We start from the raw sequence: 20,525 nt of genomic DNA, 5'->3' as shown, positions 1-20,525 counted from the left end.
GTCTACCTGTCGCCGGATCCGGAGTTGCAGCGGCAGCTCCTCTCGCCCGGCTTGCGTGCTTCGCCGCACTCGTGACGCTTGCCCGCCTCAAACCATTGCCGGTCCGCGAGCCGGCAAGATCCTGCAATGACAGCGCGAGACTTCCGCCGGACCACGCCGGAATGCCGGCAACGTCCTACACTCAACCCGCCATGGAACCGAGGGGTGCCCGTCATGCAGCGGATCAGGATCGACTTGATCGCGGCCGCGCGACCCAACTTCATGAAGGTCGCGCCGCTGTTTCACGTGCTGCATGGACAGCCGTGGTGCCGCCTGCGGCTGGTGCACACCGGCCAGCATTACGACCAGAACATGTCGGAGGCGTTCTTCCGTGACCTGAAGTTGCCGCCGCCGGATCTGCACCTGGGCGTAGGCAGCGGCAGCCACGCGAAGCAAACCGCCGACGTGATGCTTGCCTACGAAGCGGCCTGCGCCGCGGATCGACCGGACCTGGTCGTGGTGGTCGGGGATGTCAATTCAACCATGGCCTGCGCGCTGGTCGGCGCGAAGCTGCACATCACGGTCGCGCATCTGGAAGCCGGCTTGCGCAGCGGCGACCGCCGGATGCCCGAGGAGATCAACCGTCTGGTGACCGACACGCTGGCGGACATCCTGTGGACGCCGTCGCCGGACGCGGACGAGCACCTCGCCGCCGAAGGCGTGCCGCCGGAAAAGATCACCCGCGTGGGCAACATCATGATCGATTCCTACGAACTCATGCGCGAACGCATCGATGCCGGCGGCGAGCGGCGCCGGCTCGGGCTGGAGAATCGCGCCTACGCGGTGGTGACCCTGCACCGGCCCTCCAACGTGGACGCAGCCGGGCCGCTCACGGCGCTGGTCGATCAGCTGACCCGCATAGCGGTCAGACTGCCGCTGGTGTTTCCGGTGCATCCGCGCACCCGCAAGAATCTGCAAGCCTTCGGCCTGTGGCCGAAACTGGCCGAGGCGCCCAACCTGCAAGTCATCGAGCCGCTTGGTTACGTCGACTTCATGAACCTGGTGTGCGGTGCGCGCCTGACCATCACGGATTCGGGTGGCATCCAGGAGGAAACCACCTATCTCGGCATCCCTTGCCTCACCTTGCGCACCACGACCGAGCGGCCGATCACGATCACGGAGGGCACCAACCGGTTGGTGACTGCCGCCGAGCTGGTGCCGGCAGTGGACGAGATTCTCGCCGGCCGCTGGCCGCATGGACGCAGGCCCCAACTCTGGGACGGACATACCGCGGCACGCGTGGCGGCCGACATCCGCCAGCGTCTGCTGAGCGTGCCGCCTCGCGTTGCCGAAGCAACGACGGTTCCCGCAGCCGCCAATCAGCGTACGCTGGGCAGTGCCTGAACCCGGCCGCAGGCACATGCCAGGTTGAGCGCAGACAACTGCGTGGCGCACCGGGGATCGTCCAGGTATGCACGTCATCATCATCACCAGTTACCTGACCGCCGCCGCCGCGTTCCTCGCCGGTGCGGCGTTGCTGGGCATCGGTTGGCGCGGTCAGCGCACCGGTGCCTTGCTGATCCTGGCCGCGATGGCCTCGGCCCTGTGGGGCGCGTTTCTGGCTTACGCCGAGTGGCAGCGGACGGTGGCGGCCAACTGGATGCTGCTGGCCGAGGTTCTGCGTTACGGCGCCTGGATCGTTTTCGTGAGTGCCCTGTTCAGCGCGTGGCCGATATCCGGCCTGCTGCGCGATCTGCGCGTTGTTGCGCACGCACTCTGGATCGTGCTCGCGCTCTACTGCCTGTGGCCGGTGACGGGTCTGCCGCAGGCGACCGGCCTACCGTTCAGCGCCAACGTGCCGCTGGTCGGTGTGCTGGTGCTCGCCCTCAGTGGCGTGATGCTGCTCGAACAGATCTACCGCAACGTGCAACCGCAACAACGCTGGGCGCTCAAGTTTCTGGTGATCGCGCTCGGCCTGCTGTTCGCCTACGACATCTTCCTGTACTCCTACGCGGTGCTCTACCGGCAGTTCAACGTCAGCGCATGGGCGGCACGCGGCTTCATCGACGCCCTGCTGGTGCCGCTGCTGCTGGTGGCGGCGGCGCGCAACCCGCAGTGGTCGCTGGATGTGGGCGTGTCGCGGCGCGCGGTGTTCTATTCCACCAGCCTGCTGGTGGTCGCGATTTACATCATCGGCACGGCGATCGGTGGTTACTACGTGCGCCTGTACGGCGGCGACTGGGGCCGGGTGGCGGAAATCACGCTGGTCTGCTTCGCGCTGCTGCTGGTGCTGCTGATCGCATTTTCCGGTCAGGCGCGCTCGCGCCTGCGGGTGTTCCTGCACAAGAACTTCTTCAGTTTCCGCCACGACTATCGCGAGGAATGGCTGCGTCTGACCGCGACGCTGTCCGCTGGCGACACGGAATTGCCGCAGCGCGCGGTCCACGCCATCGCGCAGATCATGGACAGCCCGGCCGGCACGCTGTTCATGCGCGACGATGCCGATGACTTCGTACCGGAAGCGCGCTGGAACATGCCGACGCCAGCCGGCCTGAAGCTTCCGGCCAGCCTGCCGGCGTTCGGACTCATGCGAACGCGCCGGTGGATCTATGACCTGGACGAACCGCCGCCGCTGGGCGACGAACAACTGCGGGCGCCGGCCGAACTGACCGGCTTGCCGCGCGCCTGGCTGCTGGTGCCGCTGGTACTGGAAGACCGGCTGGTCGGTTTCGTGGTGCTGGCGCGCGCGCGCGCGCGTCGCGCGTTCGATTGGGAAGACATCGATCTGCTCCGCGCCGCCGGCAGTCAGGTGGCCGGCATCCTGGCGCAGGCAGCCGATGCCCGGCGCCTCGCCGAGGCGCGCCAGTTCGAAGGCTTCAACCGGCTCACCGCGTTCCTGATGCACGACCTCAAGAACCTCGCGGCCCAGCAATCGCTGCTGCTGCAGAACGCCGAGCGCCACAAGCACAACCCGGCGTTCGTGGGCGACATGCTCGCGACGGTGGCCAATTCAGTGCAGCGCATCTCGCGCCTGCTCGAGCAGTTGCGCGGCGACGTGGCGCCAGCCAGACACGGTCGCGTGGCACTGGCGACGGTGCTCGACAAGGCGCTCGACGAGTGCCGCGCGCAGTCGCCACGGCCGGAATACCGGCCGGTGACGGACGACCTGTGGGTGCAGACCGATACCGAACAGCTGGCCACCGTGCTCGGGCACGTGATCCGCAACGCCCAGGATGCAGCGCAGTCCCACGGTCACGTCCTGCTGAGAGTCAGGCACGAGCCCGGCCTTGCCACCATTGAAATCGAGGATGACGGAGCAGGCATGGACGAGGATTTCATCCGCAACCGGTTATTCAAGCCATTCTTCACCACCAAGGCCAGCAAGGGCATGGGCATCGGCGCCTATCAGGCTCGCGCATACGTGCATTCGCTGGGCGGGACGATGCGCGTGAACAGCACCCCGGGCCAGGGCAGCGTATTCACCATCCAGTTGCCGCTGGCCGAGCCCGCCGGGGCCGCCATGGCGGCTGGGCAAGCGCAGACCGCGCCATGAACCAGAAGCAGCGCTGCCTGTTGATCGTCGAGGACGATGCCGGCCTGCAGCGTCAGCTGCGCTGGAGCTTCGAGGATTACGACGTGGTCATGGCCGGTGACCGGCCGACCGCGCTCGCCCTGCTGCGCCGCCATGAGCCGGCGGTGGTGCTGCAGGACCTGGGCTTGCCCCCTGACGCCACCGGCACCGCCGAGGGCTTCGCCACCGTCGCGGGAATCCTGCAGGAAGCGCCGCATACCAAGATCGTCGTGGTCACCGGCAACGGCGACCGCGACAACGCGGTCAAGTCCATCGGCTGCGGCGCCTACGACTTCTGCTCCAAGCCACTGGAGCTGGAAGTCCTGCGCCTGATCGTGGATCGCGCCTTCCGGGTGCATGAACTGGAGGCCGAGAACCGCAAGCTCAGAAACCAGTCGACCACGACGCTCGAAGGCATCATCGGCAGCAGCGAGGCCATGCTCGATGCCTTCCGGCTGATAGAGAAGGTCAGTCCTTCCAACGCCACCGTCCTGCTGCTCGGCGAGACCGGCACCGGCAAGGAAGTGTTCGCGCGCGCGGTGCACCGCCTGAGCACGCGGCGCGACGGGCCGTTCGTGGCGATCAACTGCGCTGCCATTCCTGAAACCCTGCTGGAAGCCGAGCTGTTTGGCCACGAGAAAGGCGCCTACACCGGTGCGCACAAGCAGACCAAGGGCAAGATCGAACTGGCAGTGAACGGCACCCTGCTGCTCGACGAGATCGGCGACATGCCATTTGCGCTGCAGGCCAAGCTGCTGCGGTTTCTCGAGGAGCGGGTGGTCGAACGCATCGGTGGGCGCGAACCGATTCCGGTGGACGTGCGCATCATCTGCGCGACGCACCAGGACCTGCCGGCGCTGATCGGTGCAGGGCGGTTCCGCGAGGATTTGTTCTACCGCGTCAGCGAAGTGACCATTCGGCTTCCGCCGCTGCGTGAACGCGCCGGCGACATAGCGCCGCTGGCGCGGCATTTTCTCGAACAGGCGGCCAGCCGCCACGGCCGCGCGGTCCATGGTTTCACTGCGAAGGCGCTCAAGGCGATCGAGGCGTGTCCGTGGCGCGGCAATGTGCGTGAACTGGAGAACGTCGTCAACAGCGCAGTCATCATGGCGGATGGGAAGCAGATCGAACTGAAGGAGCTGCATCTCGGTGCGGCCGGCAGCGATATTCCGGATTTGCGCAAAGTACGTAACGACGCTGAAAAACATGCGATCCAACTGGCCCTGACCCGGGCTGGCGGCAATCTCTCGCATGTCGCGGGTCTGCTCGGGATCAGCCGCCCGACGCTCTATGACCTTCTGGACAAGCACGGCTTGAAGAAACCTACCGAAGCAGATTGACCCGCGCGTGGCGCGCGGCGAACTGGGGGTAAAGATATGCGCTTGATCAGGCTGAACACGCGGATCGTTCGTCATGGCTTGGCGTTGCTGTGCGCCGCCTTGTCACTGAGCGGCTGCGGCCTCGCCAGCAGGCAGGGCAGCGTCGATGCCGGTATCAGATACCAGGCCAAGGGGGAGTATCGCGCGGCCTACATCGAGGCCAAAAAGGTCCTGCAACGCGACAACAAGAACGGCGAGGCCTGGCTGCTGCTCGGGCAAGCTTCGCTGATGCTGGGCAATCCGGCGGACACCCTGAGCGAACTGCAAAACGCCAAGGCGAACAAGGTGCCGGCAGAACGTTGGGCGGTACCCATGGGACGCGCGTTGCTGGTGACGCAGCAGTACGACAAGCTGCTCGCCACCCTGCCCTCCGACCAGCCCTACCAGTCCAAGATCAAGGCACGCGTCGCCGCGCTGCGAGGCGACGCCTATCGCGCACTCAGGCAGTTCGACCAGGCCCGGCAAACGTACCTGGCCGCGTTGTCGGCAGACCCGGAGAACCTGGGCGCGCTGGTGGGACTGGCTCAGCTGGCAGCCACCGCCAACGATCCGGCTTCCGCCGGCAAGTACCTGCAACAGGCATTGGCCGCCGCGCCGGACAATCCGCAGGCCTGGGTCGCGAAGGGCGACCTGGCATTCGGCAGCGCCGATTTCGCCGGCGCCGAAGCGGACTACCAGAAGGTGATGGGCCTCAAGAACCCTGACTGGTTGCCGCAAGAGCGCTTCTACGCACTGACCCGGCTGGCCAGCGCACAGGCACAGCAGAAGCAGTTCGACAAGGCGCTGGCCAGCATCCAGACGCTAGAAAAAATGTCGCCGCAGCAACCGTATCCGCACTATCTGCACGCCATGGTGCTGTACCGGCAGGGAGATCTGGACGCCGCGATTGCCGAGCTTCAGCAGGTGCTCAAGATGTCGCCGGACAACGTCCAGGCGCAGCTGCTGATGGGCGCGGTCAACTACGCGCAAGGCAACTACGGCCAGGCGGAAATGTACCTCAGCAACGCCATGGGCATGGATCAGAAGAATGTCGACGTGCGCAAGTTGCTGGCACTCACACTCTACCGCGAAGGACGCTCGCGCCAGGCGCTGGATACGCTTCGACCGGTCGCGCCGGGGGCGCTGTCCGATACCGAGCTGCTGGCAATGCTGGAGAGGGCCGCCACCACGGGTGCCGGTTCACCGGGGGCGGCAGCCGCCGCAAGCGGTGCCAGCAACCCTCCCGACACCCGGCTTGCCAGCGCCGGCAACGCCCTCGCCAGCGGAAATGAAGCGGAAGCGATCCGCCTGCTGCAGGAGATTCCCGCGGGCAACGCCTCCACCGAGGCGCACCGCAACAGCCTGCTGGTCATGACCTATCTGCGCGAGCAGCGCCCGGCTGAGGCGGTCAAGGTGGCAGCCGCCTATGCGTCCGGCAATCCGCGCAACAGCGCCGCGCACTTGATGTACGGGACCGCGCTGGTCGCGGCCGGTCAGCGCCCGGAAGCGCGCGCCCAGTACTCCGAAGCCCTGAAGCTGGACCCGGAGAATCTTGCCGCCTTGCTGAGCCTGGGCAGCCTGGATTCAATCGAAGGCCATCACGAAGCCGCCGCCGGCCGCTACGCAACGGTGTTGAAAAAAGACCCGCACAACGCGGCGGCGATGACCGCGCTCGGCCAGCTCGCCGCGCTGCAAGGCGACAAGGCCGAGGCCGCCAGGCGATTCAAGCAGGCCATCGGCGAGGCGCCGAAGTCCATCAACGCGTACATCGCCCTGGTGGCGTTGGACAGCGAAAGCGGCAAATTCGACGAAGCCCTGGGCACGGCCACGCAGCTGGCGGCGGCCAACCCCGACAACCCGGTAGCGCTCAATGCCCTCGGCGCGGCGGAACTCAACGCCGGCCATCACGGTGAAGCCTTGAAGCCGCTGCAGCAAGCCGTGAATCTCGCGCCACAGATGCCCTTGTACCGCACCAACCTGGCGCGCGCGCAGATCCTCGGCAAAGACACGAAGGCTGCCGAAGGCAATCTCGACGCCGTGATCAAGGCCGATCCGGGTCAAGCGACGGCAGTGGCGTTGCGGGCATTCCTGAAGCTGCAGGACCACAACCTGCCCGGCGCCATTGCCCTCGCGCAAACGCTGCAGAAGCAAGCCCCCACCAGGGCGACGGGCTTCTCGCTGGAGGGCGACCTGTACATGGCGAACAAGTCTTATCGTGAGGCCGCCCAGGCCTACCAGCAGGGACTGAAGCTCCGATACGACCGGCCGCTGGTGGTCAAGAGCTTCCAGGCGCTGAGCGAAAGCGGGGCCAACGCGCCGGAGGGCGTACTGCGCGACTGGCTGGCCAAGCATCCGGACGATGCCGCCACCCGCTTGCTGCTGGCCAGCTACTACCTGAACCGCACGCAGAACGCGCTGGCTGCTGGCCAGTACGAGCAGGTATTGAAGACGTACCCGTCCAACGTAAGCGCACTCAACAACCTCGCCTGGATTTACACGGAGCAAAACAACCCCAAGGCGCTGGCACTGGCGGAGCGGGCCTACCAACTGGCGTCTGGATCGCCGGACATCGCGGACACCTACGCCTGGGCGCTGATCGCGCACAATCAACCCAAGCGGGCGCTGCCGATCCTGCTGCAAGCAGCCAAGGCGACACCCAAGACACCAGCGATCCAATACCATCTGGCCGTGGCCCAGGCACGCACCGGCGACCCTGCCGGCGCGCTCGGCACGCTCACGACGCTGCAAAAATCAGGCGCCGATTTTCAAGACAAACCAGCCGCGGAAAAACTGTATCGCGAGTTGACCGGCCTGGCCGCCAAGTAGGTGGAAAGCCGTCGGCGGTTTTCGCGCTTCTACCGACTTCCCAGATGGAAGCCCAGAAGAATCAGGCCAACCCCGACGGCCCAACCGGTGACCAGCGTAACCAGGAACCGACCGATCCGGACGCTCTGCAGGCGCCAATACAGGTCGCCCAGCAGCCACCACAGGCCGGTGAAAACGACAAGCGTGAAAACGCCCCAACCCAGTTGGCCGGATGACCACAAGAAGTCATTCATGGGGAGTCACACCTTCTGCAACCTCCGTTTCCCCAGCCCAGACGCGGTCGCCGATGCGCACCAGCAGGTTCACGGTCGCCGGCAGCTCGAGCACCACGGTGCTCCCCAGCAGGATCCGGCCGATCCTCTGCCCGCGCTTGATCTCCTCGCCCTCCTGGACCCAGGTTTCGATGCGCCGCGCCGCCAGGCTGGTAATCAAGCGCACCGCAACTTGTCCGGCATCTACGGCAATCACCAGACGCTTTTGTACCGGGCAGGCTTTCTCTCGCAGGAACGCAAACTCCCGCCCCTCCCCGTCCATGAAGCCGTCGCCGTGCGATTCCACGCCGAGCACCCGACCGGACACCGGACTGCGCTGCACGTGCATGTCCCAGAAACTGAGCGCAATCACCAGATAGCGCACGCCCCCATGTATCTGCGCACTGGTCACCAGCCCGTCTGCCGGAGTCAGCATACTGTTGCCCGGAGGCGCGATGCGCTCCGGATCACGGTAGAAATAGTGCAGGAATGCATGCTGGAACTTCCCCCGCTTCAGCCACGTGCGGACCTGCCTTTCCGGCCAGCGTTTGCGCGGCGGAACCCAACGCCGTATCAGCGGCGATGGATACGGAAAATAAAGCGCCCAGAGCACGATGGCCGCGCCCACCAGACAGAGGATCACGATCTGCAGGACAAGCATCGTCATTTCAGCGCGGAGTGGACATCATGTCTGGCTTCCTGTCGGCGGCCAGCCGTGCGACACGGCGGAACGGCAAGGCCGACCCTGATCCAGGCACGGGTCGACTCCGTAGACTGCTGCAAATCCGGCGGGAAGAAACCTCGCGTTCGCTTCGGCAAAGTGACATGGCGGCACGCTCACGATTCCGGCGGAGACAGAGCGACGGCTGGCCATCAGGTTAGCGTAGGCGCAACCCCGCTGCCAGACGTGCGTCGCAGCCCAAAGCGGCGGTTCCGCCGCCGGCGGCAACTCACATCCCGCTGACACCAGCTTCTGTACAAGGCAAGCCCATGGGGCAAGCACATGGTCGGCAACAGGCCGCCTTGGTCGAGGCGACCTGGTTCGATGCGATCAGCCCGGGGCGGTGCGACATCACGAGACGGCAGGATGACAAAGCCATGCGTATGAGCGAGCAAGCCAGGCAGTTCAAGCAGGGAAACCGGCTTGGCCGAGCCGCGGCGAAGATGCTGTGTGGGTGCGCCGGCTGCATGTGGATGCTTGCTGCGGCGCCGGCGCGAGCGGCAACGGCGGTGACGGACAAGGTGATCAGCACCGTCGCGCAAGCGCAGACCAATGTTCCGGTCACCTTCGGCCAGGTCTTCAAGGCTGGCGACATACCTCGGGGCCGGACGGTAACTGCCACCATCAAGGGCCAGCCGATAGCCTTGCAGGTGGACAGCAAGGCTACCTATCCCGACGGCAGCTTGCGCCATGCGGTGCTGACTGTGATGACTCCAACGCTGCCGGGCAATGCAACGCTGCCGTTGACGCTTTCCGCGGGCCCTTCGCCAGCGGCGACCGGACAGGACGTGCCCATCAGCTTGTCGCAATTGCTTGCCACTAGCTACGACACCAGCGTGTCACTCAACATCGGCGGCCGCAAATACACCGCAAACGCCCGCACCCTGTTGCAGACAGCCAAAGACACGAACGCGTGCAAGCCCTGGGGCACCCAATGCAACCAGTGGCTTTCCGGCCCCCAGGCCAGCGAATGGATCGTCAACGGACCGGTGACGGCGGCGGATGGCACGACCAACCCGAACCTGAGAATCTACTTTGCGGTGCGCGCCCATGCGCACGGCTCGCATGGCGCCGTGCGCCAGGTACAAACCGACGTCATCGTGGAAAACAGCTGGGCCTACATGCCACAGGCGCAGCCGCAGTACACGGCAACCCTGATCTCGGGGAGCGCGGGCTACACCAGCCCTGCCCTGACGCAGTACGCATACACGCGCTGGCACCAGGTGCTGTGGTGGAACCATGCCCAGCCACAGGTCTATTTGCAGCAGGACACCGGCTACATCCAGGCCAGCAAGGCCGTGTCGCGCTACATGCCGTTGACGCCCGACGAGAAGTTCCTGGCCAGCCTGCGCCAGGCCTGCGCGCCCCTGGATCACTGTGACCAGACCCAGAAGATGCACATGGCCGGGGCACAAGCGGCGATTGGTCCGCTGCCGCGCTGGACCAGCGTGTACATCGTCAACCCGGACCTGCGCGCCTACAACTGGATGCTGGCCAACACCGATGCGCTGGGCGCCTATGACATCCATTACCGGGACCAGGCAACCGGCTGGCCGCTCAGCATCCAGCAGCATCCCAACGTCACGACAACGGGCTGGGCCTACGCAAATGGCGTTGCGAAGCAGGCGTTGACAGGTTCCGCGGTCCACCGGGAAAAGGTTGCTGCCTACCGACGTGATCTGCTGCCAACCTGCGTGAACAACACCGTGGTGACGAATTGCACACCGACCTCATATGGGACGGGCAACCCAAACCTGTGGGACAACGCGCACCAGCCGGCACAGTCCTACGTACCATACTTGGTGACCGGTTCGTACTACTACATGTCGGAGCTGGCGTTTGCGGCCTCGTTCAATGAGATCTGGTCAGGCGCGGAGTATCGCGATTATGCAAAGGGGTTGATCGACAAAAGTCATAGCCAGGTGCGTGGCAAGGCATGGACACTGCGCCAGATGGCGGATGCGGCGTGGCTGCTGCCCGATGACTACCCCTTGAAAGCCGAGTTCAAAGCGGACGTGGAGAACTCGCTGGCGGACTGGAATCAGAAGTACACCAACAATCCAAACGCCAATCCGCTGGGGCTGCTGGACAGTGGTCATAGCTACAGCATGCAAGGCGGCACCCGAAACGCGATGGCGCCGTGGATGCACAACTTCTTCACCTGGTCGGCGGGCCACGCCGCGGAACTCGGTTTTGCGGGAGCCGGGGAGCTGCGCGACTGGCTGGCGAAGTTCGAGATCGGTTTGATGACGGACTGGCAAGCCAATCCAACCCAGGGCTACTGCTGGCTGGAAGCCTCTGCCTACACGCTGATGGTTACCGATCCTACTGGAAAGACCTACCTGCCCTCATACAGTGCCATATACGCAGCGACGTTTCCCAGTCTGGTCGGACTGGCCTGCAATTCGCCGGCCATGGTGACCGCCATGGAGACGCTGGAAAAACAACCGTGGCAAGCCGGCAAGATGCATGGATACCCGGACTCGGCAACGGGCTATCCTGCGAATCTGCAGACCGGGCTGGCCGCCGCCGCCGATAGTGCCGTGCCCAAAGCACACGATGCCTGGAATCGTTTTGAGTCGCGCAGCGTGAAACCCAGCGGCACAACCGCCTACAACAACTATCCCAATTTCGCGGTCATGCCGCGCTCTGTGTCGCAATGACCTGTCGATCTGCTTTGCAGCAAGGGTACCCACCCGACGCAGCCCTTGCTCTGGTCCGATGCAATCAGGATTGCCTTCCAGATTTTGTCCTGGCACGACGCGCTTCGGCCGCCGAACCTCATGCGCCGGGTTCCGCGCGTTGAGCACTAGAGCAGCCGCCGCCACACAACCTCGACGGCAAGAGCGCGCCCCAAAGCACGCTCATCCGCCAACTGAATGAGATCGAGCAGTGAATCCATGCGCCACTCGCCGGGCAGAAGCGCGCGGTACCGTTGCAACACCGCAGGCGCGACGTGCAGCACGTTCTGCAGGTTTCGGTGCGTGGCATTGATCAGCGGGCGAAGCCGCACGGGACGCGCGCACGCCGTCCACTCGGCCAGTCGTTCCTTCCAACCCGGTCCAGCGTCAAAACGAAAGCCGTAGGCGGAAGGCTGCGCAGCGATGGCCGGATGCAGTGCGGCGACCAAGCGACTTTCCAGGGCGCCCGCGTTCTTCCAGCGCAGCGGCACCCGGAGCGCCAGGCGCACGGACTCCAGATCCACCAGCGGCGTCGTGTAGTTTCCGTGGCGTACCGCCACACTGTTGTTGACACCCATCCAGTAGTGGCAGCGAAACAGGGAGTAGAGCAGCTCCACTTGCGTGCGCGACAGAAGCTCGCTCCCGACTTCAGACATGCCCACGATGTTCCGCATCGACGCGGCGAGCCGCGCTTCGTAACTTGCCAAGCCATTGGGATCGCGGAAAACGCCGCGGCTGAATCCGCGGTAGAAGGTTTTCACGATGTCACGGGCGTTAAAGGCACGGTTCGGCAGATGGAAGAAGTTGCGGAAGATCTCGCCGCCGCCACCATTCAGCGCAATGCACCCGTCGGCAGTCTGCTGCAATCGGGTGCGGCGATCGGCGCCCGGATCATCGATGCCGTCGCTAGGCAGGCCGTCGAAGAACAGCGCGCTCTGCTCCAGGGCTTCGATGTCGGGCATCGGCAAACCGCGGTTCATCGCGCATTTGTCAATGGCTTCGAATGCGAGGTCTGCTGCAGTAGCCACGGTCCTGGCCACTGCCACATCGGCGGAGTCGGCATCGCCATACACAAACAATCGGGGCCGCACACCGGCCGCAAGCAAGCCCGCGACAATCAGGCGTGAATCGAAACCGCCCGACAACGCCGCATTGATCTGGCCCGGAAAGGCCGATGCCACCTCGGCCGAAATCATGCGCAGATGCTCGGTGATGTCCTCCACCGCCTCATCCAACGAGTGGAACTCAGGCGCCTGCACATCGAAACCGTGGGGGAATCGTTGCCACGCACGGCGCTGCCGCAAATCCATGACCTGACCAAGGGGAATCAAGTCGACCCCGCGCGCCACTGAATGGCAGGAATGTGCTGCCCCCAGCAGTACGTATTCAATCGCCGAGGCGGCGTCAGGCTCAACGCACTGCCCATAAGCGCAGACAGCCAGCCAGCTAGTACTGAAAAAACGGTCATCTGCACTCGTGTAGATGCGTACGAAGCCCAAGGCGTCGTTCAACAGCCAAGTGTGTTCGCCCGTGTCGAGAAACAGTGCAAAGTTGCCGCGCAGCGAACCTTCTTCCAAACACCCCGTCGCGCGAACTTCATCGAGCAGCGAGGCCAACGCCTGCCGGCCGAAATGACCGCGAAACCACAGTGGACCGACACAGCAGGCCGTTCCCGATGGGGTTTGAACGAGGCAATCCTCGGCTTGCCGTTGATCGGGGTGCCCCCACGCGACAATGCTGCCTCCGTCCCATTCGACCTGCGCAGCACGGACAAACCGTTGCCGCTCCAACGAGCGTGCCGCGCGGATTTGCCCGTTGGAATCGCCGCCAACAAGGAATACCGATAGCGCGTTCAGCATGGACATGCGTCTCTTGCCGACACACAACCGGAGGGAGACACATTCAGGCCCATGGCCCCGCCGTCGATGAGTTACGACCGCCGTTCCTATCCAGTGCTGCGATCATGCACCTCCCCTCCGAGTCCATCCATGTTCCGTTTCGAAACCCTTATCAATGACTGTTTCCCGGCGAGGTCATTTCGTCGGTATCTCTACGCCTGACACGATCTCTTCAACCTCCGATCCGGATCCAAACCGATGAACCACCTCAAAATGCCGACCATTCCCCCTGCGAAACAGGGTTCCGTGGCTGGCACGGTCTTCATGGGTGCGCACCACCAGCAGGCTGCCGTCGGGTTTGTTCAGGTAGCATCCGATGTTCGCCACCATCGTCGAAAGGATCGCGGGAGGAAAATATCCACTGTTGAGCACATTAGCTGCGCGAACAAAATCAAATTTCCCCTCGAATCCACTGTTGTACCTGCTTATATCATCGGTATGCAGGGTGATACCAGCCTTGGCCAGCGCTCGCGGGGTAACCAGCTTCACTTCGCAGATCCGGACATCGTGCGGATTACGCAATATTTGGTGGACGCGACGGGTGAATAAGGTATTGACGAACTTGCGCAAGATGAAAAGTCCGTTGTAATAATCATCGCGCGTCACCCAGGGCTTCATGGTGACCAAGGGGAAATCGAACCGAAGCGGAAACCCGCCGGAATCGACCAACGCGTGGCACCCTGGAAACACCTTTACCAAGAGGGCGTCGATCAGAATATCGGTGCCGACAACCTCGACCTCGCGCCCACCCCGACTCAGATCATCGTACAGCTCGACTGTGCTTATACCGGAAGAAACCCCGACGTCCAGAATTCTGAGCGCCGGTGGAGCACGGCGCAGGAGATACTCCTGGAGATACGGATTGATGTCGAAAAAGCGATCGTGAAATGTAGTCTTGTAAGTCTTGTTTCTCGTCATCAGCGAGGTGAAAAAGTCCTCCTCCATGCGTGGAGTAAGGCGCTCCGATGGGGTTTCGAAAAAAGCCTTGGCTGATAGCATGGAGTCTGTATACCGCGATGACATTTTATTGTGGTGGACTACCCTGATGGCGCTTCGATTCTACTAACCCCGCCCGCGGTTCGGGCTGCTCATCACTTCGTCAACTCAGCAGACTTCCTCGAGCCGCCTCGCAAGCTCACGCACCAACGGCCCAATCCGCCATCTCGCATAGTTCGCCGCCAGCCATCCCTTCTGGCGATAGGCACCCAGGTAGCACAGCGCGAAATACAACTGCGCCCAGTGCAGGGCCCGCGCGCCATCCTCGTACCCATAGCCGGCAAGGAACATCGACTCGCGCTGCCGGTCATGGCGATTCGTCGGCAAACCTCCAAGCGTGCGGCCGAGAAGCCACAGATGGTTGAGGAATGGCGCAAGGTCATAGACTGCCGGTCCGGCACTTTGCCAATGGATGTCCAGCCCAATGTATCGGGTACCGTCATACAGCATGTTCTGCGGTTTGAAATCGCCATGCTGGCGCACGAAGCGGAACCCGCTTGCCTCAATGCGCGAAGCTGTCTGTTCCAGACATCGGCACGCGGCCTGCGTTCCGCGATCACGACGCAGGACCGCACCGTAGGTGACCACCAGATAGTCGAGCTTGTCCGCCACACCCAGCACGCTCGTCTGCACGTCCGGAGCGCCGCTCTCGTGCAGCCTGCGCAACCAGGCGCCCGCCGCACGGCATGCCGCCCGCGCACCGGGCTCGCCCAGGGATCGCAGGTGTTGGGCCAGATTGTCGCCGCCGAAATGGCGGGTGATCATGACCCCGCGCCCCCAGGCCTCCAGATAACCCAGCGACACCAAGGTCCCAAAGTGCTCGTCCTGGGGAAACACGCGCTGGAGTGTGCACAGGGTTTCATACTCACGGCGTGCCTCCGCACGGGCATCGTTGCGCAAGTCATCCTCTCGACTCACCTTGGCCACGATCTGCTCCTGACAGCGCGCGCACCGCAGCCGCTGGATGCTCGAGTTTTGCCTCGGCAGCAGCCTCGTCAGCGCGATCCAGCTCCCCGACGCGCGGCACTGGATGCAGGTGAACCGCGCGTTGAGTACCCCAGCGACGTCCAGCCTGATCACGGCCTAGCCACGCACCAGGTGGTAACGCGAGTAAACACGGGAAACGACACGCTTGAGCTCGTCCAGCAAGGGGTGGCGTGCGACCGCGAGGCCCAGCAACCACCCCGCACCACCGCCGACGAGAGCCAATGCAAACGCCAAAAGCATGTGTCGCGCCATCAGCTCGGGCCAAAGGACCAACGCTGCCGGTACGGCGCAGGCACCCAGCGTGACCACGGCGCTCGGAACCAGCGCCCTGGCGCACTTGCGAACTGCCAGCGCGTCGTAATTCCGCATTTTCCGGTAATACAGCACGGTAGCAATGATATAAACAAGAACCTGTGCGGCGGCGACCGCCGTGACGCCATAAAAGGCTGCGCCGACGGTAATGCCGATTCTGGCGGTTTGATATTGAACCTCCACGCGGGTCACGGCCCTTACCCGTCCCAGCGCAACCAGGAACAGGTTGCACTGGAACATCAGTGTTCCGATAAATGCGGCGAGACACAACCAACGCATCAGCGGAACTGCCGCATCCCATTGATCGCCGAACAGAATGTTGATGATCGGATAGGCCAGAATGACACCACATGCAAAAAACGGCCAACTGATCCCAGTCGTGTAAACCAGCGCCCTCAGGAACAACTCCGGAGCCGTGGCGTGCTCCCGGTGCTCGCGTGCGAACGCGGGAAAGGCAACCGCTCCGATCGCACCAAGAACGTTGGTGCGGTACATGTTGACCACGCCATATCCGCGCGAAAACAGCCCGACGTCCGTCATGCCCGACATCTTGCCGATCACGAGGCTGGCGGATTGTTCTCCCAGTTGGCTGGCGACGTCGGAAATGGTGCGATTGGAGCCAAAGTGCAGAACACGTTTCCAATGCACGAAACTCAGTCCCTTCACGCGGTACTGCCAACCCCAGAGCGTGCAACCGACGATAAGCGCCGAGATGCCGGCCACCGATGCCCACGCGATGCTCATGTACGTGAATCCGGCGTACGCAAGCGCAACTGCGGTACAGCTACGGATGATGGATTCGCTGATGCGAATCTTGGCCAGCTTCCCGTACTCCAGTTCGCGGTTCAGCAACGCCATCGCCGTGGTGCCAAACGGGAGCAGAAAAAAAACGAACCCGAGCACCTTCAGCACCCGCGTCACGCCAGGATCCCCGTAGAACGCCCCGATCACGCCGCTGGCCGCGATGATGATGCCGCCGAGGACCCATGCGATCATGAGGTTGATCGTGAACACCGTGCGCACCAGCGCCTCATCGAGAACTGGTTCCTGGACCACGAATTCGCTGACCCCGAAGTCGCGCAGCATATTGATCAGGGCCACGACTCCCGCCGCGACCGAAAACACGCCGACCTCCGCCGGGGTCAGCAATCGGCTTATGATCACGACTGAGCCAAAACTAAAAACGAGTCCGACGAGCCTCTGCACGAAAGACAACGACAAGGCCTGCCGTACACTGGTTCTCTGTTTTTGCTCGTTATCGGGCACGGCGTATCGACCTTACTGACCAGCAACGAAACCCTGCGGCGAAAACATCCTCGCCTTCCGGGCCGGACGGACGGCCGCGCAAGACTACGGTCGGAGGTTGCCTGGCGGGAACAAGCCTGGGAGTCCGTACCATGATCAGTCCTGATTATTCCAGGGCTTCGGTCGCCACGATTCAATTGTTCGTCCTTCCAGGATCGCCCACACAGGCGGGAACCCAGCTTCTTTAGTCATGAAAATCACGCGTTCCTGGCCGTCTTGCGAACCAATATCGTATTTCCGAGGTTCCCAAATCGATTGATGATTCGTGTTACACATGTCGCCCGTTGACTACCCAAAGTTGGAAGGCATCAGACCTTTTCTGCAACGATATACACGGCCTCGCTGACCAACGGAAGCAGGCGCTGACGCCCCACCTCACGCAGGCCGGACTTTTCCAACAGTAGCCTGATATCCCGGTTGCTTATCGGATAATTTGCGGGTGGCTGATGTCCCATCAGCCGTTTCAAGCGCCGCCGAAACCTTTGATAGCCCGAATCGAGGCTCTGGTTGATGACGACGATTGAACTACTCAAGCTGGCGACCGCAGTCAGGAACTCAATCTGTCCGTCGAGCGGAAAGTGCATCAATACGCGCGCGCACAAAGCACCGTCACAGATTGGGCCGCTCGGCGGGTCTTTCTTCATGTCCGCCACCTCGCAGGTGAAGGTCCCCGCGTACGAAACCAGGCGTTGTCGCGCCACACTCAGCATGGCTTCGGAAATGTCGAAGCCGTGGACACTGTATCCAGCCTCCAGCAGCGCCTCAGCAAGACGCCCGGTCCCGCATGGCGCGTCGGCGATCGTGCTGCCTTTGGATAGCCGGGAAAAACACCTGGCGACGGTCCGTTTTTCGAGGAAGTTGAATACCCGCCCTGGAATACTCGAGAACCGGCTTGCGTCGTAGTCGACGGCTACCGTTCGGCTCTTGTAATGCTCGTCAGGGTTCCAGTTCATTCACTGCTCCTTGATGCGGCTGTGGAATGGTACCGGGTCCGACGCCCGCGAGGGGCCGCGATATGTTCGCGAGCGGGCCCGCAAACACCATCCGGATCGGGAAGACGTTCAAGTGCAAACCTGTTCAAGCAAGGAGGCCAGTTGTGCCGCCCCGGCGCGCCTCGAATACTGGGCGACCACGGCAGGCCGCTGGGACGGGGCGGTCCCCTTGGTCAACGCGTACAGGAATCGGCGCAGACCCGTCGCAATAGCGTCGACGTCATCGGCCGCGACGAATTCCGCCCCACCGGACTCTCGCAACAGGGCGGCGGTGTCGCCGTTTGGTCCGACCAGCGCGAAGATCGGCCGCCCGATCCGCAGGTACTCGTATACCTTGGCCGGAATTTGCAGGTCGAACTTGCTGCCCTGGAACAGCAGCAATCCATCGGCCGCGACCTGCTCGGACAGTGCTTCGCGGTTGCCGACAGGTGGCGCCAAAGTCACCATCTCTCCCAGCCCCAAACGCTGAACCTCCCGAGTGTAGGTTGCCTCAGAGCCACTCGCCCGCAGGACGACCTTGACCATCCCTGCAGTTACGCCACCCGAGTCCCTGAGACGCGCGAGTGCAGCAAAGAACGGCAGGGGGCTGCGACCTTCCGGATACAACAGACCGCTGTGCAGCAGCACCAACGGTCGCCCGGCCTGTGGCGGAGGGCGCCTGAGGTCGACGAATGCCTCGTCGTCGTATCCATTGGTGATGACCGCCAAACGACCGGCACGCCAAGCCTCGGGGTAGCGCTCGGCACACCACTGCATTGCTCCCGGGGTCGTGAACACCGAACGCGCCGCGTGCGACAGGACACGACGCTCCCATCGAGCTTGCGACCTTATCGCCATCGGGTTCTTGCCCGCCGTTGAACTCGCAACCGGATCGCGAAAATCCGCGATCCACGGGATGTTCGTCAAACGATGCAGGGTGTAGGCGACGCAATGGGAGGTCATGATGGGAAACGTCGACCATATCGCTTGCGCATGGTGGCGCCTGATCAGACGCAGTCCGTTCCAGACAGCGGCGGGCCACCAACTCGACCACCTGTCGGGTAACGCGAAAATGGTCGGATACCTGCCCATGACTGCCATGTGGCGCTTGGCGTCCAGCGCAAAGGCACGGCATACATTGCAATCTTTGGGTATGGATCGAACGCTGGCGGGATCGGTCAATTCGTACGCGCCCGGAGTGGCGGAAAGGACCACCGGGTCCCAGCCATGCTCGGGCAGGTATTTCGTAAACGCCAAGAGCCGCAGGTGACCGCTGCTCAGTGCAGACGGCGGAAAATGGAAGCCGGTCATCACTACACATTTGCCCACCACACACCTCTTCATCAAGGCTTCCCGAATGAATGCCCGGCCTGCCCGCGTCCCAGCAGGTGCGGTTGCGTTGCAGCGGCCCCTGCTGACCCCGCATATGCGGCGACTCTTTCCGGCAATAGACCCTTCAGCAACGCACACATCGCCATCAGCTGATAACTGAGGTCGAAGTAGCTCGAGGTGGTGGCCAGACCTGCAACCATGAATGCAAGCACGCTTATCTGGAGCATTGAAGAAAGGTCGAACGCCCATTTTTCGTTTGGTAAATGTCGGCTTTTGTTGCGAACGTATGCACAGCTTCGCCAACTGGCCACCAGCAACCCAATAAAGATCGCAAGCCCCGGAAAGCCCTGTTCGCCAAGCACTCGAAAATAAATACTGTGCACTGCCCGTTGGACAGCATCCTCGGGTGCGTAGCGGTTCCACAGGGCCTCGCTTTCATAGACTTTGAAGCCGCCCCCGGTCAACGGGCGATGCAGCGCAACATTGGCTGCAAACTCCCAAGACTGGATGCGGGACTGCATCGTATTCACATCCTCCGCGTGATGGATCGTATCCATGCGCGCACTCCACTCGGGAGGCATGAAATGATAAGCAGTGAGCCCAATCGCCATGAGTGCGATCGCGAGCGTCAACCGTTTCCGGCTTTTCAGGAGCAGGGCCGCGCTTACCACTGCGAGCGCAATGAACCCGCCACGCGAGTAGGTACCAAGTATCGCGACGCCGGTAAGGAACATCGCCAGCCCCAGTCCCACCTTCACCATTTTTCTTGAAGACTGAAGCTGTAGGTAGCGCATCAGTGGCAGAACCATGCACAGCGCCTGGGCCAGGTCGTTGTTGTCCCCGATGAAGCTTCCGGCTGGGCCGAACACGCGATTGCCGCCGCCGCTGGTGATCGTGAACAAGCCTCCTTTGAGGCCGTAATACCCCAGCGAAATCACAATCACCCATATCAACCAATGCATGCGCTCGCGGCTATTGATCAGCATCAGGGTCACAAACACCATCACCATGATCTTGGCGAAGGTCTGCCAACTGACCCAGGCCGCATCCGGCAGGACCGCAAAGAAGGTGGTCAATCCAGTCCACAGCAGAAACATCATCAGCAACACGCTGACCGTCGACCTGGGGATTCGCTTGTTCTCCTTGCCAACCCCCAAACTCAGAAGCGTGACGGCGGCCACCAGCATCACCCATGGAAAACTGTACGCAAAGCCGAAGGTCAGCCGATGCGGGTTCATGTAGCCGAGCCATGACCACACCAGCAAACCGATATACGGGCGAATTGCGGCCAAGGGGATCAGCCCGAGCATGATCAACGCGAAGGCGATATCGCGCAT

14 protein-coding genes are annotated in these 20,525 nt (G+C 62.9%); 5 read left to right on the top strand and 9 right to left on the bottom strand.

All coding sequences use genetic code 11. From position 1 onward, the window contains the following. The first annotated feature begins 213 nt into the window (after positions 1–213). The 4 genes from wecB (at position 214) to prsT (ending at position 7,734) form a co-directional block, all read left to right on the top strand. Positions 214–1,383 (top strand): non-hydrolyzing UDP-N-acetylglucosamine 2-epimerase, encoded by a 1,170-nt coding sequence (gene wecB / locus AC3WTD_RS09755; RefSeq protein ID WP_492613668.1) that lies wholly within the window; start codon positions 214–216, stop codon positions 1,381–1,383. Positions 1,384–1,450: 67 nt separating this feature from the next. Further along, on the top strand, positions 1,451–3,532 hold the full coding sequence (gene prsK, locus AC3WTD_RS09750; RefSeq protein WP_027491078.1) for an XrtA/PEP-CTERM system histidine kinase PrsK: 2,082 nt from the start codon (positions 1,451–1,453) through the stop codon (positions 3,530–3,532). Next, positions 3,529–4,890: a PEP-CTERM-box response regulator transcription factor gene (gene prsR / locus AC3WTD_RS09745; RefSeq protein WP_027491079.1), complete on the top strand. Its 1,362-nt coding sequence runs from the start codon at positions 3,529–3,531 to the stop codon at positions 4,888–4,890. Before prsK ends, prsR begins: the two co-directional genes overlap by 4 nt. A gap of 36 nt (positions 4,891–4,926) precedes the next feature. Then, a complete protein-coding gene (prsT, locus tag AC3WTD_RS09740; protein ID WP_492613667.1) occupies positions 4,927–7,734 on the top strand; it encodes an XrtA/PEP-CTERM system TPR-repeat protein PrsT in 2,808 nt (935 codons plus the stop codon). A gap of 29 nt (positions 7,735–7,763) precedes the next feature. Here prsT and AC3WTD_RS09735 read toward each other — a convergent pair whose 3' ends face one another. Beyond that, positions 7,764–7,967, bottom strand: coding sequence for a hypothetical protein (locus tag AC3WTD_RS09735; RefSeq protein WP_492613666.1), 204 nt, complete (start codon positions 7,965–7,967; stop codon positions 7,764–7,766). After that, the gene (locus tag AC3WTD_RS09730; protein WP_492613665.1) at positions 7,960–8,646 is read right to left on the bottom strand and encodes a phosphatidylserine decarboxylase; all 687 of its coding nucleotides are present in this window, start codon (positions 8,644–8,646) and stop codon (positions 7,960–7,962) included. Before AC3WTD_RS09730 ends, AC3WTD_RS09735 begins: the two co-directional genes overlap by 8 nt. A 329-nt stretch (positions 8,647–8,975) precedes the next feature. Between AC3WTD_RS09730 and AC3WTD_RS09725 the strand changes: the two genes are divergently transcribed. Beyond that, positions 8,976–11,369: an RIFT barrel domain-containing protein gene (locus tag AC3WTD_RS09725; RefSeq protein ID WP_492613664.1), complete on the top strand. Its 2,394-nt coding sequence runs from the start codon at positions 8,976–8,978 to the stop codon at positions 11,367–11,369. A gap of 146 nt (positions 11,370–11,515) precedes the next feature. Here AC3WTD_RS09725 and AC3WTD_RS09720 read toward each other — a convergent pair whose 3' ends face one another. The 7 genes from AC3WTD_RS09720 to AC3WTD_RS09690 all read right to left on the bottom strand — a co-directional run bounded on the left by AC3WTD_RS09720 (position 11,516) and on the right by AC3WTD_RS09690 (position 20,525). After that, positions 11,516–13,252 (bottom strand): asparagine synthase, encoded by a 1,737-nt coding sequence (locus AC3WTD_RS09720; RefSeq protein ID WP_492613663.1) that lies wholly within the window; start codon positions 13,250–13,252, stop codon positions 11,516–11,518. Positions 13,253–13,420: 168 nt separating this feature from the next. Then, the gene (locus tag AC3WTD_RS09715; RefSeq protein ID WP_027491085.1) at positions 13,421–14,284 is read right to left on the bottom strand and encodes a class I SAM-dependent methyltransferase; all 864 of its coding nucleotides are present in this window, start codon (positions 14,282–14,284) and stop codon (positions 13,421–13,423) included. Positions 14,285–14,389: 105 nt separating this feature from the next. Next, positions 14,390–15,361, bottom strand: coding sequence for a phosphotransferase family protein (locus AC3WTD_RS09710; protein ID WP_492613662.1), 972 nt, complete (start codon positions 15,359–15,361; stop codon positions 14,390–14,392). 3 nt (positions 15,362–15,364) lie between these two features. Continuing rightward, positions 15,365–16,846, bottom strand: a complete 1,482-nt coding sequence (locus tag AC3WTD_RS09705; protein WP_235642372.1) for a lipopolysaccharide biosynthesis protein — start codon at positions 16,844–16,846, stop codon at positions 15,365–15,367. A gap of 347 nt (positions 16,847–17,193) precedes the next feature. After that, on the bottom strand, positions 17,194–17,838 hold the full coding sequence (locus tag AC3WTD_RS09700; RefSeq protein WP_027491088.1) for a methyltransferase domain-containing protein: 645 nt from the start codon (positions 17,836–17,838) through the stop codon (positions 17,194–17,196). A 108-nt stretch (positions 17,839–17,946) separates the two neighbouring features. Beyond that, positions 17,947–19,167 carry a glycosyltransferase gene (locus tag AC3WTD_RS09695; RefSeq protein WP_235642373.1) on the bottom strand — a complete coding sequence of 407 codons (1,221 nt, stop codon included), beginning with the start codon at positions 19,165–19,167 and terminating at the stop codon, positions 17,947–17,949. Between the two features lie 32 nt (positions 19,168–19,199). Further along, a complete protein-coding gene (locus AC3WTD_RS09690; protein ID WP_492613661.1) occupies positions 19,200–20,525 on the bottom strand; it encodes a putative O-glycosylation ligase, exosortase A system-associated in 1,326 nt (441 codons plus the stop codon).

The organism is Rhodanobacter sp. FW106-PBR-R2A-1-15, assembly GCF_058789735.1.
The sequence above is the reverse complement of the archived record's forward strand: the minus strand, read 5'-3'. Positions and strand labels throughout refer to the sequence as shown.